Source organism: Acinetobacter sp. ANC 3832 (assembly GCF_002135415.1).
Taxonomy (GTDB): Bacteria; Pseudomonadota; Gammaproteobacteria; order Pseudomonadales; family Moraxellaceae; genus Acinetobacter.
On sequence record NZ_NEGJ01000001.1, the window covers coordinates 119,198 to 137,776 of the forward strand.

The following is an 18,579-nucleotide window of genomic DNA, read 5'->3' on the forward strand; positions in this document are numbered from 1 at the left end:
CTTATTCAGCCTTAAAATCTGACCAAGCATTCAGTTGATTCAGTAAAATCTGAGGCGACTGAAAACACATTTCACGACTTTCAATATGCACTGCAACTTGAGAAGTATATCCTTTGGTTAAACGCTTACCTGATGTAGCATCGAAAATTAAATATTCAATTTTTAAACGGTTTTCCCACTCTTTTAGAATGGCACGAACCCGTATTTTTTGTTGAAACTCGATGCCTTGTACATAACGTACATAGCTTTCAATCACAGGCCATGCATAACCTGAATCTTTCATTTGCACATAGTTATAGCCAAATTGATCTAACAATTGACAGCGAGCAATTTCAAAATATTTTAAATAATGTCCATGCCAAACCACATTCATGGTATCAACGTCATGAAATGGAATATCAATAATGACATCAGCATGCATGTTCATTCTCCATTTTTACAGAATCAAGATGAGGGCTTTGTAATATAGCGCTCTGTAATAATGATAATTGTTCGAAACGATCGACCAAGTTTTGTAAATCTTGTTGTAAAGGACGATCTTCCTCTACAAAAGTGAAGCTTTCAAGCACCCAGTTTTGGAATTGTGTTAAAACTTGGCTTAAATTTTGGGATAAACCTTTAAGTTGAATCGCTTGCACACATGCACAACATAATGCTGCTATCACTTGTTCAGTCAAAATAATCACACGACTTGCATCACGTGCAGCAATCGTTCCCATGCTTACCTTGTCTTGATTATGGCATTCAGTAGACCGCGAGAAAATAGAAGCGGCTATCGTTTGCTTTAAAGCTTCAGCTGTCCATGCGGATACACCAATTTGTACCGCTTTAAACCCATGATTTAAAGGCAAGCGCTCATGACTTGCCCCAGTCAAGTTTTGTGGTAGTCCATGATTCATTTTATGATCGACCAACTGCGCCAATTGACGATCCATCAAATCAGCAATATTCGCAATCATAATTTTTAAGCTATCCATCGCTTGCGCAATATGTCCACCATAGAAATGACCACCGTGTAATACACGCAAATTCACTGGATCTATCAGTGGATTATCATTACTGGAATTTAATTCATTCTCGATAAATTGACGCAACCAAACTTTAGAATCTTCAAATACACCAATCACATGCGGCGCACAGCGTAAAGAATAACGATCTTGTAAGCGTGGGCTTTGATGTGCTGTTTGTACTTCACTGTTTAACCATTGTCGAAGTTGCAATGCAATCTTTTGCTGTCCCACATGAGGTTTTTGAGCAAATAATACTTCATCAAAATGGCTTGGATTACCTTCCAAAGCCAAAATATTCATGGCAGTGACTAAGGTACTGGTTAACGAAATTTGCTCTGCTTTTTTATAATTTAAACAAGCAATTGCAGTCATGACAGCAGTACCATTCATCAATGCTAAACCTTCTTTCGGTCTGAGTACCAGTGCTTGTATATTTTGCTTTTCGTAAATTGTAGAAATTGGAATAATTTTGCTTTCATCATTCCAGTACACATTACGTTCTCCAACCAATGCCCCTGCAATATACGACAATGGAGTTAAATCACCGCTTGCACCGACTGAACCTTCAGATGGAATCACAGGAATAATGTTTTCGTTCAGCATCCAAACCAAACGCTCAAGTAAGGTCAATGAAACTCCTGAATAACCACGAGCCAATGAACATAATCGGGTGATGACGACTGCTCGTGCAGTGACTAAATCTAAATTTTGTCCTAAACCACAGCCATGAAAACGAGTAAGATGTAAAGGAAGCTCATGAACTTGATGCGGAGGAACTTCAACTAAGCATGAATCGCCATAGCCTGTGGTTACTCCATAAATGACACCTTCGTCTTCAAGTAACTGATCTAAAAAATCAGCCCCTCGCTGAATTAATGCCTTCCATTCAGTAGATTCAGGTAAAGCCACTTTTACATTATTTTTTGCGACATCGATAATATCTTCAATGCTTAAAGGCTGTTCCCCAACCACGAGAATGCACATATTATTTTTTTCCACTTACTTATTCCAAAAAAGATAAAAATTAAACCATTGGTACGGCGCACGAATACAATGCTGTTCGAGTAAAGCCACATAATTTCGCATGACCCATTGCATGCTTTGCATACGTGTTGCACGAGGCAATTCAATACGATCTGCAAGTTGATGAATATGCACATCAAAATTATTTTGGTAGCGATAACAAAACACAGCCAACACGGGTACTTTCAATAAATTTGCTAAAATCCAAGCACCTTGTGGCCAATGTGCTTCATCGCCTAAAAAAGGAATTGATTGAACACGATCAGACTGCACAGGCACACGATCTGCAGCAACAATGATCCACTCCCCTTGTTCTAATTTTTCTTGCAAAAGTAATGCTGTTTCAATACCCAATTCATCTACAGACACTAAACTTACATCGGCTTTATCATTTAATTTTTTTAAAAACTGATTAAATTTTGAAGCATGCTTTTGATAAACCAATACATTAAGTTTTTGAGAGTGTTCAGATTTTATTGCTCTTAACAGCTCGACATTGCCAAAATGCGATACCACGATAATCGCACCCTTTTGGTAGTGTGCTTTAAAAAACTCATGACCATGTAAATTTAACTTTTCTTCTGGAATATGCCCTAGCCACCCTTCAATCTTATCTAAAATAGATTCACCAAACTGCATCAAATGAACATAAGTATTAGCGAGTGTCGGCATTTGAGGAAAAGGTGACTGCTCCTCAGCAAACTGATGAACCTTTTGTAAATAGAGTAATGAAGCCTGCTTCGCAGTGTGTGAAAAGAGCCAGTACCATAAAATAATAAAATTCAAAATAATGCGACATAAAAATCGTCCACCTAAACGGTAAAACCAGAGCATTAAAGTCAAAGGCAACATTCCACCTTTTTCTTTAATTTCATTCCATTGAGGTGAGTTGGATTCAGTCATGTTCTGAACCTTTTATCGATTTGGATTTCTGATCAATTTTTAATGTCTTCAATTTAGCAGTTCTAGAATTGGATATTTTATACATCATCAATTTCGGCAAACGTATCAACATACCTGCAAATAATCGCGCATGTGCTTTAGACATTCCGAGATTATCTCGCCAGACATTAAAATGCGAAATTCCATATTCAGGATAAATGACTTTGGTTGGCAGATTGATAAAAGGCACATTATTCCACTTTAAGCGGACTAAAACTTCACTATCAAAACCCATTCTCGGTTGAAATTTTGCCGAGTTTAAAACTTTTAATGTTTCATTGAGTGGATACACTCGGAATCCACACATGCTGTCCTTAATCTCGAAAGACAAGCTATTAATCCAAACCCAAATATGCGTTGCATAACGACCATACAAACGACCTTTGGGTACAGTTTCATCAAAAATAGGCTGCCCGATGACCATCGCCTGAGGGTTGGTTTCTGAAATTTTTAAAAACTGAGTAATATCATTCCAATCATGTTGCCCATCGCAATCTAATTGTAAAGCATGGCTTAAGCCCGAATCATGTGCTTTGTTAAGTCCAGTAATCACAGCCTGACCTTTACCTTGATTGCTTTCATGCTCGACTAAAACCATATTTGGAAATTGCTGGTCGAGCTGTTTTAATATTTCAGAACAATCCAGTTCACTACCATCATTCACTACAATAATCGGAAGATGAAAAGTATCTAAATGCTCAATTAAAGTCTGTAGATAGTATGGATGATTATAGACAGGGATGACAAAACCATATTGAGTATTCAACATTCAGCCCCAGTACTATTTTGGGATGCAAACAATAAACGCCCTGAAGCAAGAACTTTCAGCTCATTTTTAAGCTCAAAACTAATTTTATGTTGCTTACGTTTTAAGCTGAGTTCAAGCACACTATATGGATGAATTAAATCTTGAAATTTAAGTTGTTCATAACCATTACACCAAGCTAGATCTGACCATATTTGTTTGATAAAATGTTGAATAAACCCAATTTGCCCCACCCCAGGATAAATTGGATAATTGGGGAAATGTCCTTTAAAACATGCAAGTTCTGGCGGAAATTCTAATATATATTTTCCTTGCTCCAAACCCATTTGCTGCTCTAATACCACAGGCAATAATATTGGCTGAAATAAAGACTGAATATCGTGTTTATTCAATTTAGATTGTGCATTTTGTGGCAATTGACTTAAAAATCGCCATTGCCGTGGAATCGCAATAGGCTCTAATTTTTCTTGTAATTGTATTTTTAGTTTTCGAACAAATTGTGCTTTCCCTTCACTTTTTAAGTCTTGCTGTGCTTCTGAGTTTAAAACGGCTACACAAACTAGAATTTGTCGCTGATCATGATTAATCACGAGTACATGACACTGCTGTATTTCTTTCAGAGATACTATTTTTTGTTCAATCGCATCTAAACTTAAACGCTTCTCTTCTAATTTTACAATTCGATCTATACGACCCAAGAGCTGAAACGGGCTTTTATCATTATTTTGTTCAATGGCTTGCGCACGATCACCTGTCAAAATCCAATCTTGACTAAATGCATGATTACTTTTTACTGCAAGCTCTTCTTGTGCAACAATTTGAATATCAACATTAGCAAACGGCGTCCATAATGCTTCATCTTGCTGACGATGTGCAATACCACCTGTTTCAGAACTCCCCAAAACTTCAATAATTGGACGATTTAATAAAGGACGTACACCACTATCGAGCTTTCCACCCGAAGAATATACCATCGTGCAATCTTGCAAAATAACATCTGTTGTCCAGCGCTTAAGCAATGCTGGGCTCGAAATCACATAGTTATGACCACTCAATCCTTTTATTTTATTCTGGGTATCAATCACATCTTCAGGAAAGGCAAGTTGCGTATTATAAAAACAATGACCTTTCGCCAAAGGCCAAAGCAATTTAAACAATAAACCATAAATATGCTGATGGCTGACTGTCGCAATTGCAATAATTGGCTGCTCTAACACAAAACTTTGGTCTAAACCTTGTACTTCATTTAACAGTTGTTTCAGTGTTCTTGGAATTTTTTTAGGTTGCCCAGTTGAACCTGAAGTATAAAAATAAACCTGAGCCTGATTTAGAAAAGTATCATCCATATTTAAGGAAGCGATCTCTCCATCTCTAGATACAGAATGATCACTTCGTACTAAAAAATAAATCCCTTGCTCTTCGAGTTCAATCTCTAAATCTTTTACTCGGTGAGGCGCAATTAAAATATCTTTATTGGCAAACAATCCAGCAAATAACAGCACTAAAAACTCATAACTGTCACTTTCCCATAACGCCCAAGTTTGTTCTGTTTGTGTTTTTATAATAATAGATTGAGCATGCACATCTTGCCAAAACTCACTAAAGCGAATTTGAGTTAAATCATCTCGAACACATAAAACTTGTGTAGATTGAATATGATTTTGGAAATGGCATGTCATGATAAGTAAATAACTCGAGTAATATGATTGCAAATAAACGCCTGGGATCAAGCCTTTTAATATCTTGTTAGTATAGGAGATAAAAGGACTTGTAGAAATTTAAGTAAAGTATCTAATGATTTAACTCATTGGCATTTAAACGCTGATGGCGTTTACGCAAAATAAACTCACCCACAAATAATAGTCCCATCAATACATAAGACAGAAAGCCATTATAAATCACCCAGACCTGCATGGATGCTAAAAATACCGTCATTAAAGCAATGACAGCATTACAAGCAAAGAAAACGCACCAAACCAGTGTCACTTTCTTTGTCCAAACAACACCTGATTCAGGTAAATTAGGTTCAACCAGTCGTGCAAAACGCTCAATCATTGAAGGTGGTTTAATTAAGGTCGATGCGAAAATAATCAAAGCACCTAAGCTCATTAAAATAGGATACATTTTCAGCCAAGCATGATCTTTTAAAATCAAACTCAAACCACCACACAATATTGCAAACCAAGTTAATGGCCACATTAAACTATGGCTTTTACTGAATAAACGTATGATACCTAAAGCGACGAGTAAAGCACTGACCCAAATAAATTGCCCGTGGGACAAGCTCCACCCCACCAAAAAGGGATAAAGAATGAATAATGTAATCACTATCCCTTTTATAAAATGTTTCATTCAGCAGACATATTGTGAATAACAGTCACTACATCTTGAATGGTTCTCACATTTTTAAAGTCTTCAGGTTGCACTTGCTTTCCAGTTAATTCTTTAATTTTAACAACCAAATCAATTGCATCGATGCTATCTACATCTAAGTCAGAATAAAGATTCGAATCAAGCTGAATATCATTCGGCTCAATTTCAAATAATTCTTCCATCCATGAACGTAATTGTTTGAGTATTTGTTCTTGCGTTAACATCATAACCTCTTATGCTTTTTGTTGGGCTTCAACCAAAGCAACTAAACTTTGAACCGATTTAAAATGTTCTTTAGTATCTGAAGATTCAGCATTTAAATGGATGTTATAGCGTTTTTTTAACGCTAAACCCAACTCCAAAGCATCTATTGAATCTAAACCTAATCCATCACCAAATAGTGGTGCTTCCGTTTCAATATCATCTATGCTGATGTCCTCTAGAGCAAGTACATCAATAATCATTTGTTTTAATTCATCAGCAAGATTGCTCATTTTTTCAATAACTCTTGGTTAAAAAACTGTTGAAGTTTTTGGTTAAGCTGACGAACTTGCTTAGGAGACACTGTTGTATCTTCTAAGATCTCATCAACATGTATGGTATCTAATACTTTAATCTGAATATGAAAGGGCTCAGATGGAATGTGATACCACTTTTCATTTTTGGTTAATGTAGATGGTGTGCATTTTATTAAAATCGGACGTATTGGTACATTGGCACGAATAGCAATATTCGCTGCGCCACGTTGAAATTCATTGAGAATATCTCCTTTGGCTGTACGCGTTCCTTCAGGAAAAATCAATAAAGAAGCCGCTTGGTCTTCATTTAAGCGAACAACACAATCCTGAATAAACTGTTCAGAACCCGCATTGAGAATATAACCCGCACTGCGTACAGGCCCTTTGGTAAAAGGGTTTGACCATAATGCTTCTTTAACCACACAGTTGGCCTTTTCCATCAAACCAATTAAAACAACCACATCGATTAAAGTTGGATGATTCGCAATAACAAGTTCTTGACGACTATTTTCTAATTTATCTAAACCATCAACCTCATAAGTCATAATCCCTAGGCTGACCATCATTTCGACGAAACCTTTAAAACTATGTCGAATCACCTGTTGAGCACGTTGCTGTCTTAGAGCATGATTTCTTGAACTTAAACTCACTAACGGTGCAATAACGCCCCCAATAACAACCCCACCCACACCAAAACTTGCAAAGCTAAAACCTGTTGCACCAATACGCCATGCATAATGGGCTTTTGTTTTGAGTTGATTTACTTTCTTCTCAGCAGTTTTTTTGAAACCATTCAAATTTAACATACTGACCAAACACACATTTCACGGACTGACGTTTGTTTAAAAAAATCATGGAAATTTAGTGCATCCATAAATTTGTGCTCAATATTTGGAATATTATCTAATTTCAACATTAAATTTGGTTCATTTAACTCAACCAAAGCTGCCATTGCAAATCCTTGAAACGCTGTATATTCAGTATATACAGCAGGTAAAGGTTCATCATAATAAACCACCAATGCTTTACCATGGATCGCCTGTGTTTTTAAATAGGCATAAGCTTCAACTAAGGCTTCAGACCAAGTGGCACTCAAACTGATGGAAGGTGTTGAATCTTGGCATAAAATTGAATACAAGCCTGCAATTGCATTATGAACTGAAGTTGAAAACTGCGTAGGTGACGGCGTCATATCTTGTAAAACATCTTCTAAAATTTTATAAGTTTTAGTTTCATCACCATATTGTGAAGCCCAAACAATATACTCAATTTGAGTATCGGCTTTAGACTGAATTGCACTATTTAATGCCATTTTTGCAATTGTAGATAAACGTCTACGTTGCATCGCAGCAATATTCTCAAGCGCAGGATAAGTCTCTCCAGCACAACTAATACTCAGTTGCGATACTTTGATCTGAATCATGCTTATCTATTACCTAATCTTTTATTTTTGCATTTGCTGCGTTATTGAATCAATTATAGCATTTGAAACAAAAAACAACATAAAAAATACTCTTGAGTTTTTTTACCACAATCACTTTACAAAAAAACCCAAAGTAAACTTTGGGTTTTAGGGTTAAATAAATTTAGATTAGCTTCTAAATTTCTTCTCAGCCTTTTTGAACTTCTGAACATAACGACGCTTACGTGCAGCAATACGCTCATCCATTTGAGTTTTACGCCCTTCAAATGGATTTTCAGCAGTTTTAAAGTCAACTCGAACAGGTGTTCCTTCAAGGTTATACACTTTACGGAATACATTTTCTAAGTAACGACGATAATCCGCAGGCGTTTTATCGACTTTATTACCATGAATGACAATTGTTGGTGGATTTTGTCCGCCCATATGCGCATAACGCATTTTAATACGTTTACCACTGATCATTGGTGGTTGATGTGCATCCGTCGCATCATTCAAAATTTGTGTTAATTTTGCTGGTGTTACTTTCAAGTGTGACGAATCATAAGCACGGTGAATTGAAGGATACATTTCCCCCACACCTGTACCATGCAAAGCTGAAATTAAATGTACTTTCGCCCAAGGGATAAAGTCAAAACGACGATCTACATCTAATTTACATTGCTTACGATCATATTCAGTCATGTTATCCCATTTATTAATGGCGATTACCATGGCACGACCTGCTTCAAGCGCATAACCAATTAAATGCAAATCTTGTTCTACCACGCCTTCACGAGCATCCAAGACAACAACAATAACATGTGCATCTTTAATGGCTTGTAGCGTTTTCACAATTGAGAATTTCTCAATCATTTCATCTACACGACCTTTACGACGCACACCTGCTGTATCAATTAAGGTGTATTGACGACCATCACGTTCAAATGGAATATAAATAGAGTCACGTGTTGTACCTGGTTCATCAAATGCAACCACACGTTCTTCACCCAACAAACGGTTAACCAATGTAGATTTACCTACATTCGGACGACCAATAATTGCAAGGCGTAAACCTGTTGCTTTGTCGTGCGCATCAGCATCTTCATCTTCAGGCACATCAACAAGAATATCTTCAAGCATTTGTGCAACGCCACGACCATGGCTAGCAGCAACATGAATAGGCTCACCAAAACCAAGTTGATAAAATTCAACTACAGCGGCTTCAGCATGTACACCATCAACTTTATTGGCAACAAGATAAACTTTTTTGCCTAATGTGCGTATTTCACGGGCAATCTGCTCATCTGAAGCAAGTAAGCCTGCGCGCGCATCAACAACAAAAACAATAATATCAGCTTCATTGATCGCAGTTTTTGACTGCTCAGCCATATAGGCATCAATACCAGCATCATTCTCACCAATACCGCCAGTATCAACAACAATGAAAGATTTATTTTGATAAACAGCATCACCATATTTACGGTCACGAGTCAGACCGGCAAAGTCAGCAACAAGTGCATCACGACTTTTGGTAATCTGGTTAAATAGCGTTGATTTTCCGACGTTCGGACGACCAATGAGCGCAATTACGGGTTTCATAAAATAACCTTTATTCAAGATCAGCCAGTTGGACTGGTCTGAACATCAGAAATGTATAGGAAGAAAATAGGCATAGGCCTAAAATAAAAACACGGGGTATCGATTATTCAATCACCCCGGGTTTTAAAAATACGAATATGCTTTAGTTTAACATAAACTGAACAAAATTAACGATTCTGCCAAATGCTTAATGCACCCTTTCTGGTCGAAACATAAAGTTGATTATCAATTACACGTAAAAAACGAACTTCACCGCTGGTTTTTGAACGGCCAACGATTGTTCCAGTATTAGGATCAATCAGGTGCAGTACACCATCTAAATCACCTACAACCAAATTTTGTCCCAAAACAACAGGATTACTTAAATCACGATTAAGTAATTGTTCATTTTTCCAAAGCTGTTGACCCGTTGCCAAATCATAAGCGGTTAGCTTACCTGTAGTTTCAGCAACAAATACTTTATTATCAAACACTTCTGGGCGAGTTAAACTGCTCGCATCTTCACTCCAAACTACTCGGCGTGAAGCTAAATCTGTTGCTGTGACTTGTCCTTGATAGCTTGTTGTTACAAGTAGTTGTCCAGCCAAAACTGGATCACCATCAATGTCAATTAAACGTTGAATATCTGAACGCCCTTCAGATACTGCAACACGTTGTTGCATACGTGGTACACCTGTCAAACTATCAATGGCATAGATATAACCATTCGACGTTGCAACAGCAATTGTTCTTGGATCTATACTGATCGGCGCTGCTTGACCACGTAAACTAAACTGAGCATTGGCAAGTTTATATGTCCAAGCCTGCTGACCTGTTGCTTCATCAAAAGCAAATACAGTTCCATCATTCGCAACAACAATAACGCGACCTGTCTGAATCAAAGCAGGGCTGATAATTGCGCCAGACAATTGTGCTGTCCACGTTTGAGCACCCGTTGCTTGATCTAAGGCAAAAAGTTGACCTTTTTTATTACCAACAATCACTAAACCATCAGCAGCTTCGACACCTGAACTCAATTCATGTTTACTAACTTTCGTTTCCCAAAGGCGCTGTTTACCTTTGTAAGCAGCCACACCACCTTTAGGATTAACGATAAAAATCGTTCCATTATCTGTATCAAGTCTTAAACGTAATGGATCTTCTGCTGACGTAGCAGAAACACTTTGAGAAAATACAGGAACCAAACTCGTTGCCTGAGCAAGTTTAGGAAGTGGATTCGGTTTGACCTTTACTTCTTTCACTTTATTACTTGAGCAGCCTATGAGTGCCGCAGATAGAAGCGCTAAAGCAAAAGGTATTTTATATTTTCTTTCCATTAAGACTCATCCACTTGTGTTGCTAAAATTGGGCGTTCGAGTTGTGGATCATCCACTAATACGCCTACACTTTCGAGTTTAATTTGTAAAATTTGACGCTCTTGTTTACGCTCAATCAATGCATTCCATGCCGCTTGATACGATTTTTTCGCATTTTCAATATCATTTTTAGCCACATAAACATCGCCTTTTGCCTCTTCAGCAGTTGCTTTAAAAGCTGGCTCAGTCACTGTTGCTAATGTTTTCAATGCTTCATCAAATTTCTTTTGTGCCAATTGAGCATCTGCCAAACGGATTTTTACAATCTGCAATAATCCAGCATCTTTAAGGCTCGAATTTTCAACTTTTTTCAATTCACGTTCTGCTGTTGCATAATCATTTTTATCATATGCCAAACGTGCCATCACCATTTGAGCTTGAAGTGCTTGAATAGAGTTTGGATCTTCTTTCACAATTTTATCCGCAGAAGCAGCCAATGTTGCAAATGCATTTGGATTATCGGCAGCGGCTTTAGCATCATCCATCAGCTGCTGAACTTTCGCAGTTTGTATTTGATTATCCGCCAAAGTTTTTTTCTGCCAATATTCCCAACCAAAAAAGGCAATCAACGCGATTAAAATACCACTCATCATGGCTGAGCCATACTTTTTGAAAAATGACTTTAAACCATCAAGTTGTTCTTCATCAGTCAATGCGTTCATGTAATTGCCCTTTCCTTATATGTTATCGCTTATTTTGAAGAAAATTTATTGATGAAGAATGGCACGATATCCGCTACCGCAACTTCACTTTGTTCCGCTGTCGCTAACTCTTTCACTAAGAGTTGCTGAGCTTCCCATTCCCTTTCACCTAAAATTAAGGCATACACCGCACCAGATTGATCTGCCTTTTTCATTTGGCTTTTCATTGATCCTTGCGAACCGACTTTTAAACGAATAGGACTATTCTGCGCTTCCAAAAGATCACGCACTTGTTCCGCAAGAACCAAAGCTTTCGCCTGAGAAGCAGGATCAGCCAGTAAAAACACTTCACAATCACGTACTGGCGTATTATCTTCAACTTGTTCGAGTAAAAGCAATAAACGCTCCATTCCCATCGCAAAACCAACGGCAGGTACGGACTGATCAGCCTTAGCTTTCAATTGACCCACTAAACCATCATAACGCCCGCCTGCACAAATTGTACCTTGAGAACCTAGATGTGTCGTTGTCCATTCAAATACAGTTTTATTATAATAATCAAGACCACGTACCAATTTTTGGTTAATCACAAAAGCAATACCAGCATCCGTTAAATACTGTTGCAATTGTGCAAAATGATTCATGGTATCTTCTTTCATGAAATCATGTAATTTTGGTGCATTTTCTAGAATTTGCTGCGTACGTGCATCTTTAGAATCTAAAATACGTAAAGGATTCGTTGTCAAACGGCGTTGCGAATCTTCATCTAATTCAGTTTTATGTACAGTTAAAAACCCAACCAATGCAGCGCGATATTCAGCACGCTCATCGGACTCGCCAAGCGTATTGAGTTCAAGCTGAACTTTATCTGCGACACCCATGCGTTTCCACAAACGTGCTGTCATCAAAATCAACTCAGCATCCATATCTGGTGTTGCTACACCAAATGTTTCCACACCAAACTGATGAAACTGACGATAACGACCTTTTTGCGGTTTTTCATAGCGGAACATGGGTCCGACATACCATACACGCGGAGTAGCACCACGTAACAAGTTATGTTCAAGCATCGCACGTACACAACCCGCAGTCCCCTCAGGACGTAGCGTTAAAGACTCAGGTGGATTACCTTTATCTAAGAAAGTGTACATTTCTTTTTCAACAATATCGGTTGCATCACCGATAGAGCGTTTGAATAAGTTAGTTTGCTCAACAATCGGCAAGCGAATTTGCTGATAACCATAAGCATCCATTAATGATGCTAAATGTTGCTCAAGACGTCTCCAAGCAGCTGTTTGGCTCGGAAGAACATCATTAAAACCTTTAATTGCGACAATTGAACTCATGACTTATAACTTACTCAAAACTTGTACGAATAATCTCTTTCGATTTAGCTTTTTCAAGCTCTATTACACGTTGACGAACCATCGTTTCGATTTCATCAACCAACTGATTTGTATCGATCAAATGGCTCTTTTCACCATTTCGATACACAAGTGAGCGTGGTGCTGCACCGACAATACCAATATCTGCTTCTTTGGCTTCACCTGGACCATTCACTTTACAACCGATCACAGATACATCCATCGGTGTACGAATATCTTCCAAACGTTCTTCCAAAGCTTGCATCACTTGAATCACATTAAATTCTTGACGTGAGCAACTCGGACAAGCAATAAAATTAATACCATTTGAGCGCAAGCTTAATGATTTTAAAATATCGAAGCCAATTTTCACTTCTTCTTCTGGTTCTGCAGCCAAGGAAATACGCATCGTGTCACCGATACCATCCATCAACAAACCACCTAAAGCAATCGCTGATTTGACTGAACCTGTGCGATAAATTCCTGCTTCAGTCACACCTAAATGTAATGGATTATCAACCTGTTGTGACAACAAACGATACGCATCCATTGTTAGAAATACATTCGATGCTTTAACTGAAATTTTAAACTCATGAAAATTTAAACGGTCTAAAATATCAATATGACGCATTGCAGACTCAAGCAAAGCTTGACCTGTTGGCTCGCCATATTTTTTCTGAATATCTTTTTCTAAAGAGCCAGCATTGACACCAATACGCATGGAAATATCATGATGCTTTGCAGCAGCCACAACTTCACGAATCTTCGCTTCTGAACCAATATTACCCGGATTAATACGTAAGCAATCTGCTCCCATATCTGCAACTTTTAAGGCAATTTTATAATCGAAGTGAATATCTGCAACCAAAGGTACAGTCACACGCTTCCGAATTTCACCAAATGCTTCAGCTGCTTCCATCGATGGAACTGAAACACGCATGATGTCTGCACCCACATCTGCACAACGCTGAATCTGTGCAACTGTTGCATCAACATCACAGGTTTCAGTATTGGTCATACTTTGAATGCTAATAGGTGCATCACCACCTACATAGACAGAACCTACACGAATTTTCCGTGTAGGTTTGCGTTTAATCGGATTTGCAATCATTGTACTGCTCGACTCAATTAGATTAACGAGATAAACGGAATTCTGCTTTTCCGTTCACAGTATATGGAGACAATGAAATCTGTTCGTTATTCAAACTCAATGACACAGCTGTTGCATCATCAAGACGAATTTGAAATGGTGTTTGACCATGAACAGTTAATGTCGCAGCTTGACGACCAGTCGCTAAAACTTTACCTGTCGAATCTACAATATGTACTGCTGTCGGATGGCTAAAATTCAATACCATCTCATCACCAGAACTTGCAGTTGTACCATTATTTAATGATAAAACTTCAACTTGTGATTCTTGAGGCTTAGATTCAGCATCATCATTTTTGTTTGCTGACCATTTTTGGATGCCTGCGATCAATGCCCAAATCACAGCGATCACCACTAAAGTAATCACACTACGCTTTAGCCATTTTTTATTGCGATCACTCTTTGAACCTGGCAATTTCCCCATAATTTTAATTGGAGAATTATTTAAGGCATGATTCGGCAATAAGCCCGTATCATTTTCATAGATTTCATCAAAACGTTGAATAATGGCAGTTGCATCAACTTTTAAATATTTCGCATATAAACGATAGTAACCTTTAATAAAGGTCGCTTCAGGCAATGCCTTATATTCATCTTGCTCTAAAGCCTGTAATGTTTTTACAGGGATATTTAGATCAGCAGCAACATCCTTAATATCACGAACTTGTGATACACGGGTTTGGCGTAAATACTCACCTGGACGCTGAACATTTCCTAAACCATTAGGTACTGCATTTGAACCAGTAGGTTGTTGTGAATTAGGATTTACTTCCATACGGCCTCAGTACTGTACTGTAATTGCAAATAACGTTGATATTCTTGACTTTCAGGGAACAATGCTCGAAGTTGGTTGACCAATACTTGCATCCCCATATTATCACCATTGGCACGCGCAACACGAATGCCAATCCAAAGCGCTCTTGCGCCTTGATTCTTTTGACCAACCACACGAACATATTGTTCATAAAGTTGACTTGCAGCAGGAAAATTTTGCTGTAAATAAAAAATTTCAGACAACTCTATCATTGAAATGATTGAATCGCGATTGACTTGCAACGCTTGTTTGAATGTTTTCTCAGCATTCGGCACATCGCCAATTTTTAGATAAATACGACCTAAATTTTCCAACGCACGATAACGCTGATCATAACCCAATGTTGCACCAGCAATACTGAATTGTTCAATCGCTTCATTGTAACGTTCAAGTTGATATAAGTACGTACCATAATTATTACGAGCTTGTGCATTTTTAGGGTCTTTGGAAATTGCGCGCTTAAAATAAGCATCCGCTTTTTCCATATTCAGCTTACTGCCTTCTCGTTGCAGTAAAACTCCCATCATCATATTTGCGGTTGAATCACGAGGTTCAACCTCTAAAGCTTGATCTAAAGCGCGTTTAGCGGCATCTAAATCACCTGAACGAATATATTCAGCCGCTAACTGGGTGCGTACTTTTGCTGCTTTTTCAGGATCTTTTTTTGTAATTGTGCCACCAGTCTGTGTCGTCTGGCAGGCTTGTAAAAGCAAAGCTGAGAAACCTATCGCTATTACTAGGATCATTTTTTGATACATAGGTTTTCTCAAAGCTTGCCCCCTATAATTTTAAAAATCGTTATTAACCCTGTGAACGCATAATCACATGCTGTTCTTCAACTTTCTTTTTCCATTGTTCAGCACGACGTGTACGGTCAGCCACTTGTCCAACCAATTGACCACAAGCAGCATCAATATCATCACCACGTGTCTGACGAATCGTACACACAAATCCTGCATCAGACAAAGTTTTTTGGAAAGAAATAATTCGGTTTCGGCTTGAACGCGCATATGGCGCATGTGGAAATGGGTTAAATGGAATTAAATTAATTTTACTGGGTAAGTTTTTCAACAACTTAATCATTTGTTGTGCATGTTCAGGGTGGTCATTCACACCATCTAACATCACATATTCAATGGTCACATGCTTACGTGAGCTTTCATTACCATCTTTGGTAATATAACGCTGACATGCTGCAATCAATTGCGCCAATGGATATTTTTTATTAATAGGAACAAGTTCGTTACGTAACGCATCATTCGGTGCATGTAGAGAAATTGCCAAGGCAACATCAATATCTTTCACCAACTGATCAATTTTTGGTACAACACCAGATGTTGACAAGGTCACACGACGCTTAGACATGCCATAAGCAAAATCATCAAGCATGATCCGCATTGAACTCAATACAGCATCATAGTTCAATAAAGGTTCACCCATACCCATCATCACAACATTGGTCACCGAGCGCTCACGCTCAGCCACAGGCACTTCTTCCATATAAGAATAGTTTGCCACCCATAACTGCCCAATAATTTCATCTGGCGTTAAGTCACGTTGGAAACCTTGCTTACCTGTCGAGCAAAATGAACAGTCAAGCGCACAGCCAACTTGTGAAGAAATACATAAAGTACGACGTAATCCTGAACGATGTTCAGCAGGAATCAATACTGTCTCAACGAGAGAACCCGCACCGTCTCCGACACGGAATACCCACTTACGCGTACCATCTTTAGAATAGTTACGATGCACAACTTCAGGGGCTTTAATTTCACAAATTTTTTCTAATTTTTCACGAAGTTTGCCTGAAATATTGCTCATTTCAGCAAATTCAGTGATAAAGAACTGATGAATCCATTTCATCACCTGACCCGCACGGAATTTTTTTTCTCCAATTTCTTCGAAGAATTGTTCCATTTGCGGACGTGACATGCCAAGTAAATTCACTTTCTGAACAGTTTCAGTCTGTACAGACTTTGATGATGCAGGCTGCTGTTCATCTTGCTTTGACGATGAAGCGACAACTTCAGAATTCATGAGTATTACCTAAACAATGTCGGGGGATGAAGATTATGCTCAATATTTAAGCAATAAAATCTTAAAACAATAAAAAAACCAGACAAGCAGTATATCACTTATCTGGTTTAGGGTCTGTTATCAATTCATAAACAAGATGTGTTTTAAATCAGAATACTAGACCCTAGATACTACGAATTAACGAGTACGTGGGCAAACTTCTGTTTGAGCGAAGAAGTAGTTAACTTCACGATCAGCAGACGCAACAGAGTCAGAACCGTGAGCAGCATTTTCATCAATGCTTACAGCGAAATCTGCACGGATTGTACCAGGAGCAGCTTCTTTAGGGTTTGTAGCACCCAAAATTTCACGGTGAGCAAGAACAGCGTTTTCGCCTTCAAGAACTGAAACAACAACTGGACCAGAAGTCATGAAAGAAACGAGGTCAGCAAAGAAGCCACGTTCTTTATGTTCAGCGTAGAAACCTTCAGCTTCAGCTTGAGAAAGCTGTTTCATTTTAGTCGCAACGATTTTAAGACCAGATTTTTCGAAACGAGAAAAAATGTCACCGATGTGGTTTTTAGCAACTGCATCAGGTTTTACGATAGATAAAGTACGTTCAATAGCCATGATTGGCTCCTTAAGTCAATTTGACACGAAAATTTTGCGCATTATACCGAATAATGGACAATTTTCCGCTTTTGTAATGTAAAAAAACTGGATTTTTCGACGTGCTGATTAATTCGCTTCGTCAATCCACGCCATTTGAATTGCTTCTAATAGACCTTCTGTTGATTTTGTTGGGTCATCAGCAAACTCAGGTAAAGCACAAACCCAAGCATGTAGGTCAGTAAAACGTATCCATTGAGGATCGACATCGCTATGCGCTTCACTCAATTCAATGGCAATATCTATTGTATCCGTCCAACGTAAACCCATTAAGGTCTTCCTATACATCAAATCTAATAGATCGTTATTTTACCAAACTACGGCATCCGCAAGATACTGTTATTCGTAATCTTCACGTGCTCGAATCACAACATAATATTTAAGAATGGTGCACCTAGAATAATCAAACTTGCGACTGTTGCACCAATTAGAGCACCAACAATCACATCACTTGGATAATGTAAGCCTAAAACCATACGAGATAATGCGACCAATACCGTAAATGGAAGCATCACAAATAATAAAATCGGTTGAATATATCCCAGTACAACACTCGCCATCACTGCATGTAAAGTATGACCTGATGGAAAACTAAAATGATCCAATGGACGCTCGCCCAATACAATCACTTGATGCACCTGATAGGGTCTTGGTCGTGTCGTTTTATGTTTTAGAAATTTATAAATTGCAGTTCCAATTGAACCACCGAGCACAACATAAATAAGTTTTAAGCCGTAGATCAGACCTTTTTGCACCCAGATCAAAAGCAACATTGCATACCAAAATGCACCATCACCTAAGCGACTAATCATTTTAAAAAATAGTGCAATACTTTGGGTATGGGACAAATGATTGAGGTATAAACAACCTTTTAAGTCAAGATCGAGTATTTTTATTTTGGTATTTTTAAAGTTCATTTTATTCTTCTCCTGTTTTC

19 protein-coding genes and 2 pseudogenes are annotated in these 18,579 nt (G+C 38.1%); all 21 read right to left on the bottom strand.

Annotated features, from left to right (window positions below; translation table 11 throughout):
* Nucleotide 1: 1 nt before the first annotated feature.
* The 21 genes and pseudogenes from B9T35_RS00565 to B9T35_RS00665 all read right to left on the bottom strand — a co-directional run bounded on the left by B9T35_RS00565 (nt 2) and on the right by B9T35_RS00665 (nt 18,559).
* Nucleotides 2-421, bottom strand: a complete 420-nt coding sequence (locus B9T35_RS00565; RefSeq protein ID WP_086189194.1) for an acyl-CoA thioesterase — start codon at nt 419-421, stop codon at nt 2-4.
* Entirely contained in the window at nt 411-1,994 is a 1,584-nt protein-coding gene (locus B9T35_RS00570) for an HAL/PAL/TAL family ammonia-lyase (RefSeq protein WP_086189523.1), read from the bottom strand. Before B9T35_RS00570 ends, B9T35_RS00565 begins: the two co-directional genes overlap by 11 nt.
* Before the next feature lie 15 nt (nt 1,995-2,009).
* Nucleotides 2,010-2,936 carry an acyltransferase gene (locus B9T35_RS00575; RefSeq protein ID WP_086189195.1) on the bottom strand — a complete coding sequence of 309 codons (927 nt, stop codon included), beginning with the start codon at nt 2,934-2,936 and terminating at the stop codon, nt 2,010-2,012.
* A 73-nt stretch (nt 2,937-3,009) separates the two neighbouring features.
* Nucleotides 3,010-3,741, bottom strand: a pseudogene (locus tag B9T35_RS00580) (glycosyltransferase family 2 protein); the annotation flags it as partial.
* Complete coding sequence (locus B9T35_RS00585) at nt 3,738-5,420, bottom strand: AMP-binding protein (RefSeq protein ID WP_086189197.1); 1,683 nt, start codon at nt 5,418-5,420, stop codon at nt 3,738-3,740. The gene B9T35_RS00585 and the pseudogene B9T35_RS00580, both read right to left, overlap by 4 nt.
* A gap of 112 nt (nt 5,421-5,532) precedes the next feature.
* Nucleotides 5,533-6,093, bottom strand: a complete 561-nt coding sequence (locus B9T35_RS00590; protein ID WP_086189198.1) for a septation protein IspZ — start codon at nt 6,091-6,093, stop codon at nt 5,533-5,535.
* Nucleotides 6,090-6,338 carry an acyl carrier protein gene (locus tag B9T35_RS00595; RefSeq protein WP_086189199.1) on the bottom strand — a complete coding sequence of 83 codons (249 nt, stop codon included), beginning with the start codon at nt 6,336-6,338 and terminating at the stop codon, nt 6,090-6,092. Before B9T35_RS00595 ends, B9T35_RS00590 begins: the two co-directional genes overlap by 4 nt.
* Nucleotides 6,339-6,347: 9 nt before the next feature.
* Nucleotides 6,348-6,608: a phosphopantetheine-binding protein gene (locus B9T35_RS00600; RefSeq protein ID WP_086189200.1), complete on the bottom strand. Its 261-nt coding sequence runs from the start codon at nt 6,606-6,608 to the stop codon at nt 6,348-6,350.
* A pseudogene (locus tag B9T35_RS00605) lies at nt 6,592-7,438 on the bottom strand (lysophospholipid acyltransferase family protein). The gene B9T35_RS00600 and the pseudogene B9T35_RS00605 overlap by 17 nt, the downstream one beginning before the upstream one ends.
* A complete protein-coding gene (locus B9T35_RS00610; protein ID WP_086189201.1) occupies nt 7,432-8,055 on the bottom strand; it encodes a beta-ketoacyl synthase chain length factor in 624 nt (207 codons plus the stop codon). Before B9T35_RS00610 ends, B9T35_RS00605 begins: the two are co-directional and overlap by 7 nt.
* A gap of 168 nt (nt 8,056-8,223) precedes the next feature.
* Entirely contained in the window at nt 8,224-9,633 is a 1,410-nt protein-coding gene (der, locus tag B9T35_RS00615) for a ribosome biogenesis GTPase Der (protein ID WP_086189202.1), read from the bottom strand.
* Between the two features lie 167 nt (nt 9,634-9,800).
* Complete coding sequence (gene bamB, locus B9T35_RS00620) at nt 9,801-10,949, bottom strand: outer membrane protein assembly factor BamB (protein ID WP_086189203.1); 1,149 nt, start codon at nt 10,947-10,949, stop codon at nt 9,801-9,803.
* Nucleotides 10,949-11,650, bottom strand: coding sequence for a YfgM family protein (locus tag B9T35_RS00625; RefSeq protein ID WP_086189204.1), 702 nt, complete (start codon nt 11,648-11,650; stop codon nt 10,949-10,951). The genes bamB and B9T35_RS00625 overlap by 1 nt, the downstream gene beginning before the upstream one ends.
* A gap of 29 nt (nt 11,651-11,679) precedes the next feature.
* The gene (hisS, locus tag B9T35_RS00630) at nt 11,680-12,975 is read right to left on the bottom strand and encodes a histidine--tRNA ligase (RefSeq protein WP_086189205.1); all 1,296 of its coding nucleotides are present in this window, start codon (nt 12,973-12,975) and stop codon (nt 11,680-11,682) included.
* Between the two features lie 10 nt (nt 12,976-12,985).
* Complete coding sequence (gene ispG, locus B9T35_RS00635; protein ID WP_086189206.1) at nt 12,986-14,104, bottom strand: flavodoxin-dependent (E)-4-hydroxy-3-methylbut-2-enyl-diphosphate synthase; 1,119 nt, start codon at nt 14,102-14,104, stop codon at nt 12,986-12,988.
* A 22-nt stretch (nt 14,105-14,126) separates the two neighbouring features.
* Entirely contained in the window at nt 14,127-14,918 is a 792-nt protein-coding gene (locus B9T35_RS00640; protein WP_086189207.1) for a helix-turn-helix domain-containing protein, read from the bottom strand.
* The gene (gene pilW / locus B9T35_RS00645) at nt 14,909-15,715 is read right to left on the bottom strand and encodes a type IV pilus biogenesis/stability protein PilW (protein WP_086189208.1); all 807 of its coding nucleotides are present in this window, start codon (nt 15,713-15,715) and stop codon (nt 14,909-14,911) included. The genes B9T35_RS00640 and pilW overlap by 10 nt, the downstream gene beginning before the upstream one ends.
* Before the next feature lie 43 nt (nt 15,716-15,758).
* Nucleotides 15,759-16,994 carry a 23S rRNA (adenine(2503)-C(2))-methyltransferase RlmN gene (rlmN, locus tag B9T35_RS00650; RefSeq protein WP_086189209.1) on the bottom strand — a complete coding sequence of 412 codons (1,236 nt, stop codon included), beginning with the start codon at nt 16,992-16,994 and terminating at the stop codon, nt 15,759-15,761.
* A 177-nt stretch (nt 16,995-17,171) separates the two neighbouring features.
* Nucleotides 17,172-17,603: a nucleoside-diphosphate kinase gene (gene ndk, locus B9T35_RS00655; RefSeq protein ID WP_086189210.1), complete on the bottom strand. Its 432-nt coding sequence runs from the start codon at nt 17,601-17,603 to the stop codon at nt 17,172-17,174.
* Nucleotides 17,604-17,711: 108 nt separating this feature from the next.
* A complete protein-coding gene (gene iscX / locus B9T35_RS00660; RefSeq protein WP_086189211.1) occupies nt 17,712-17,912 on the bottom strand; it encodes a Fe-S cluster assembly protein IscX in 201 nt (66 codons plus the stop codon).
* A 95-nt stretch (nt 17,913-18,007) separates the two neighbouring features.
* Complete coding sequence (locus B9T35_RS00665) at nt 18,008-18,559, bottom strand: phosphatase PAP2 family protein (protein ID WP_086189212.1); 552 nt, start codon at nt 18,557-18,559, stop codon at nt 18,008-18,010.
* Between the last annotated feature and the right edge of the window lie 20 nt (nt 18,560-18,579).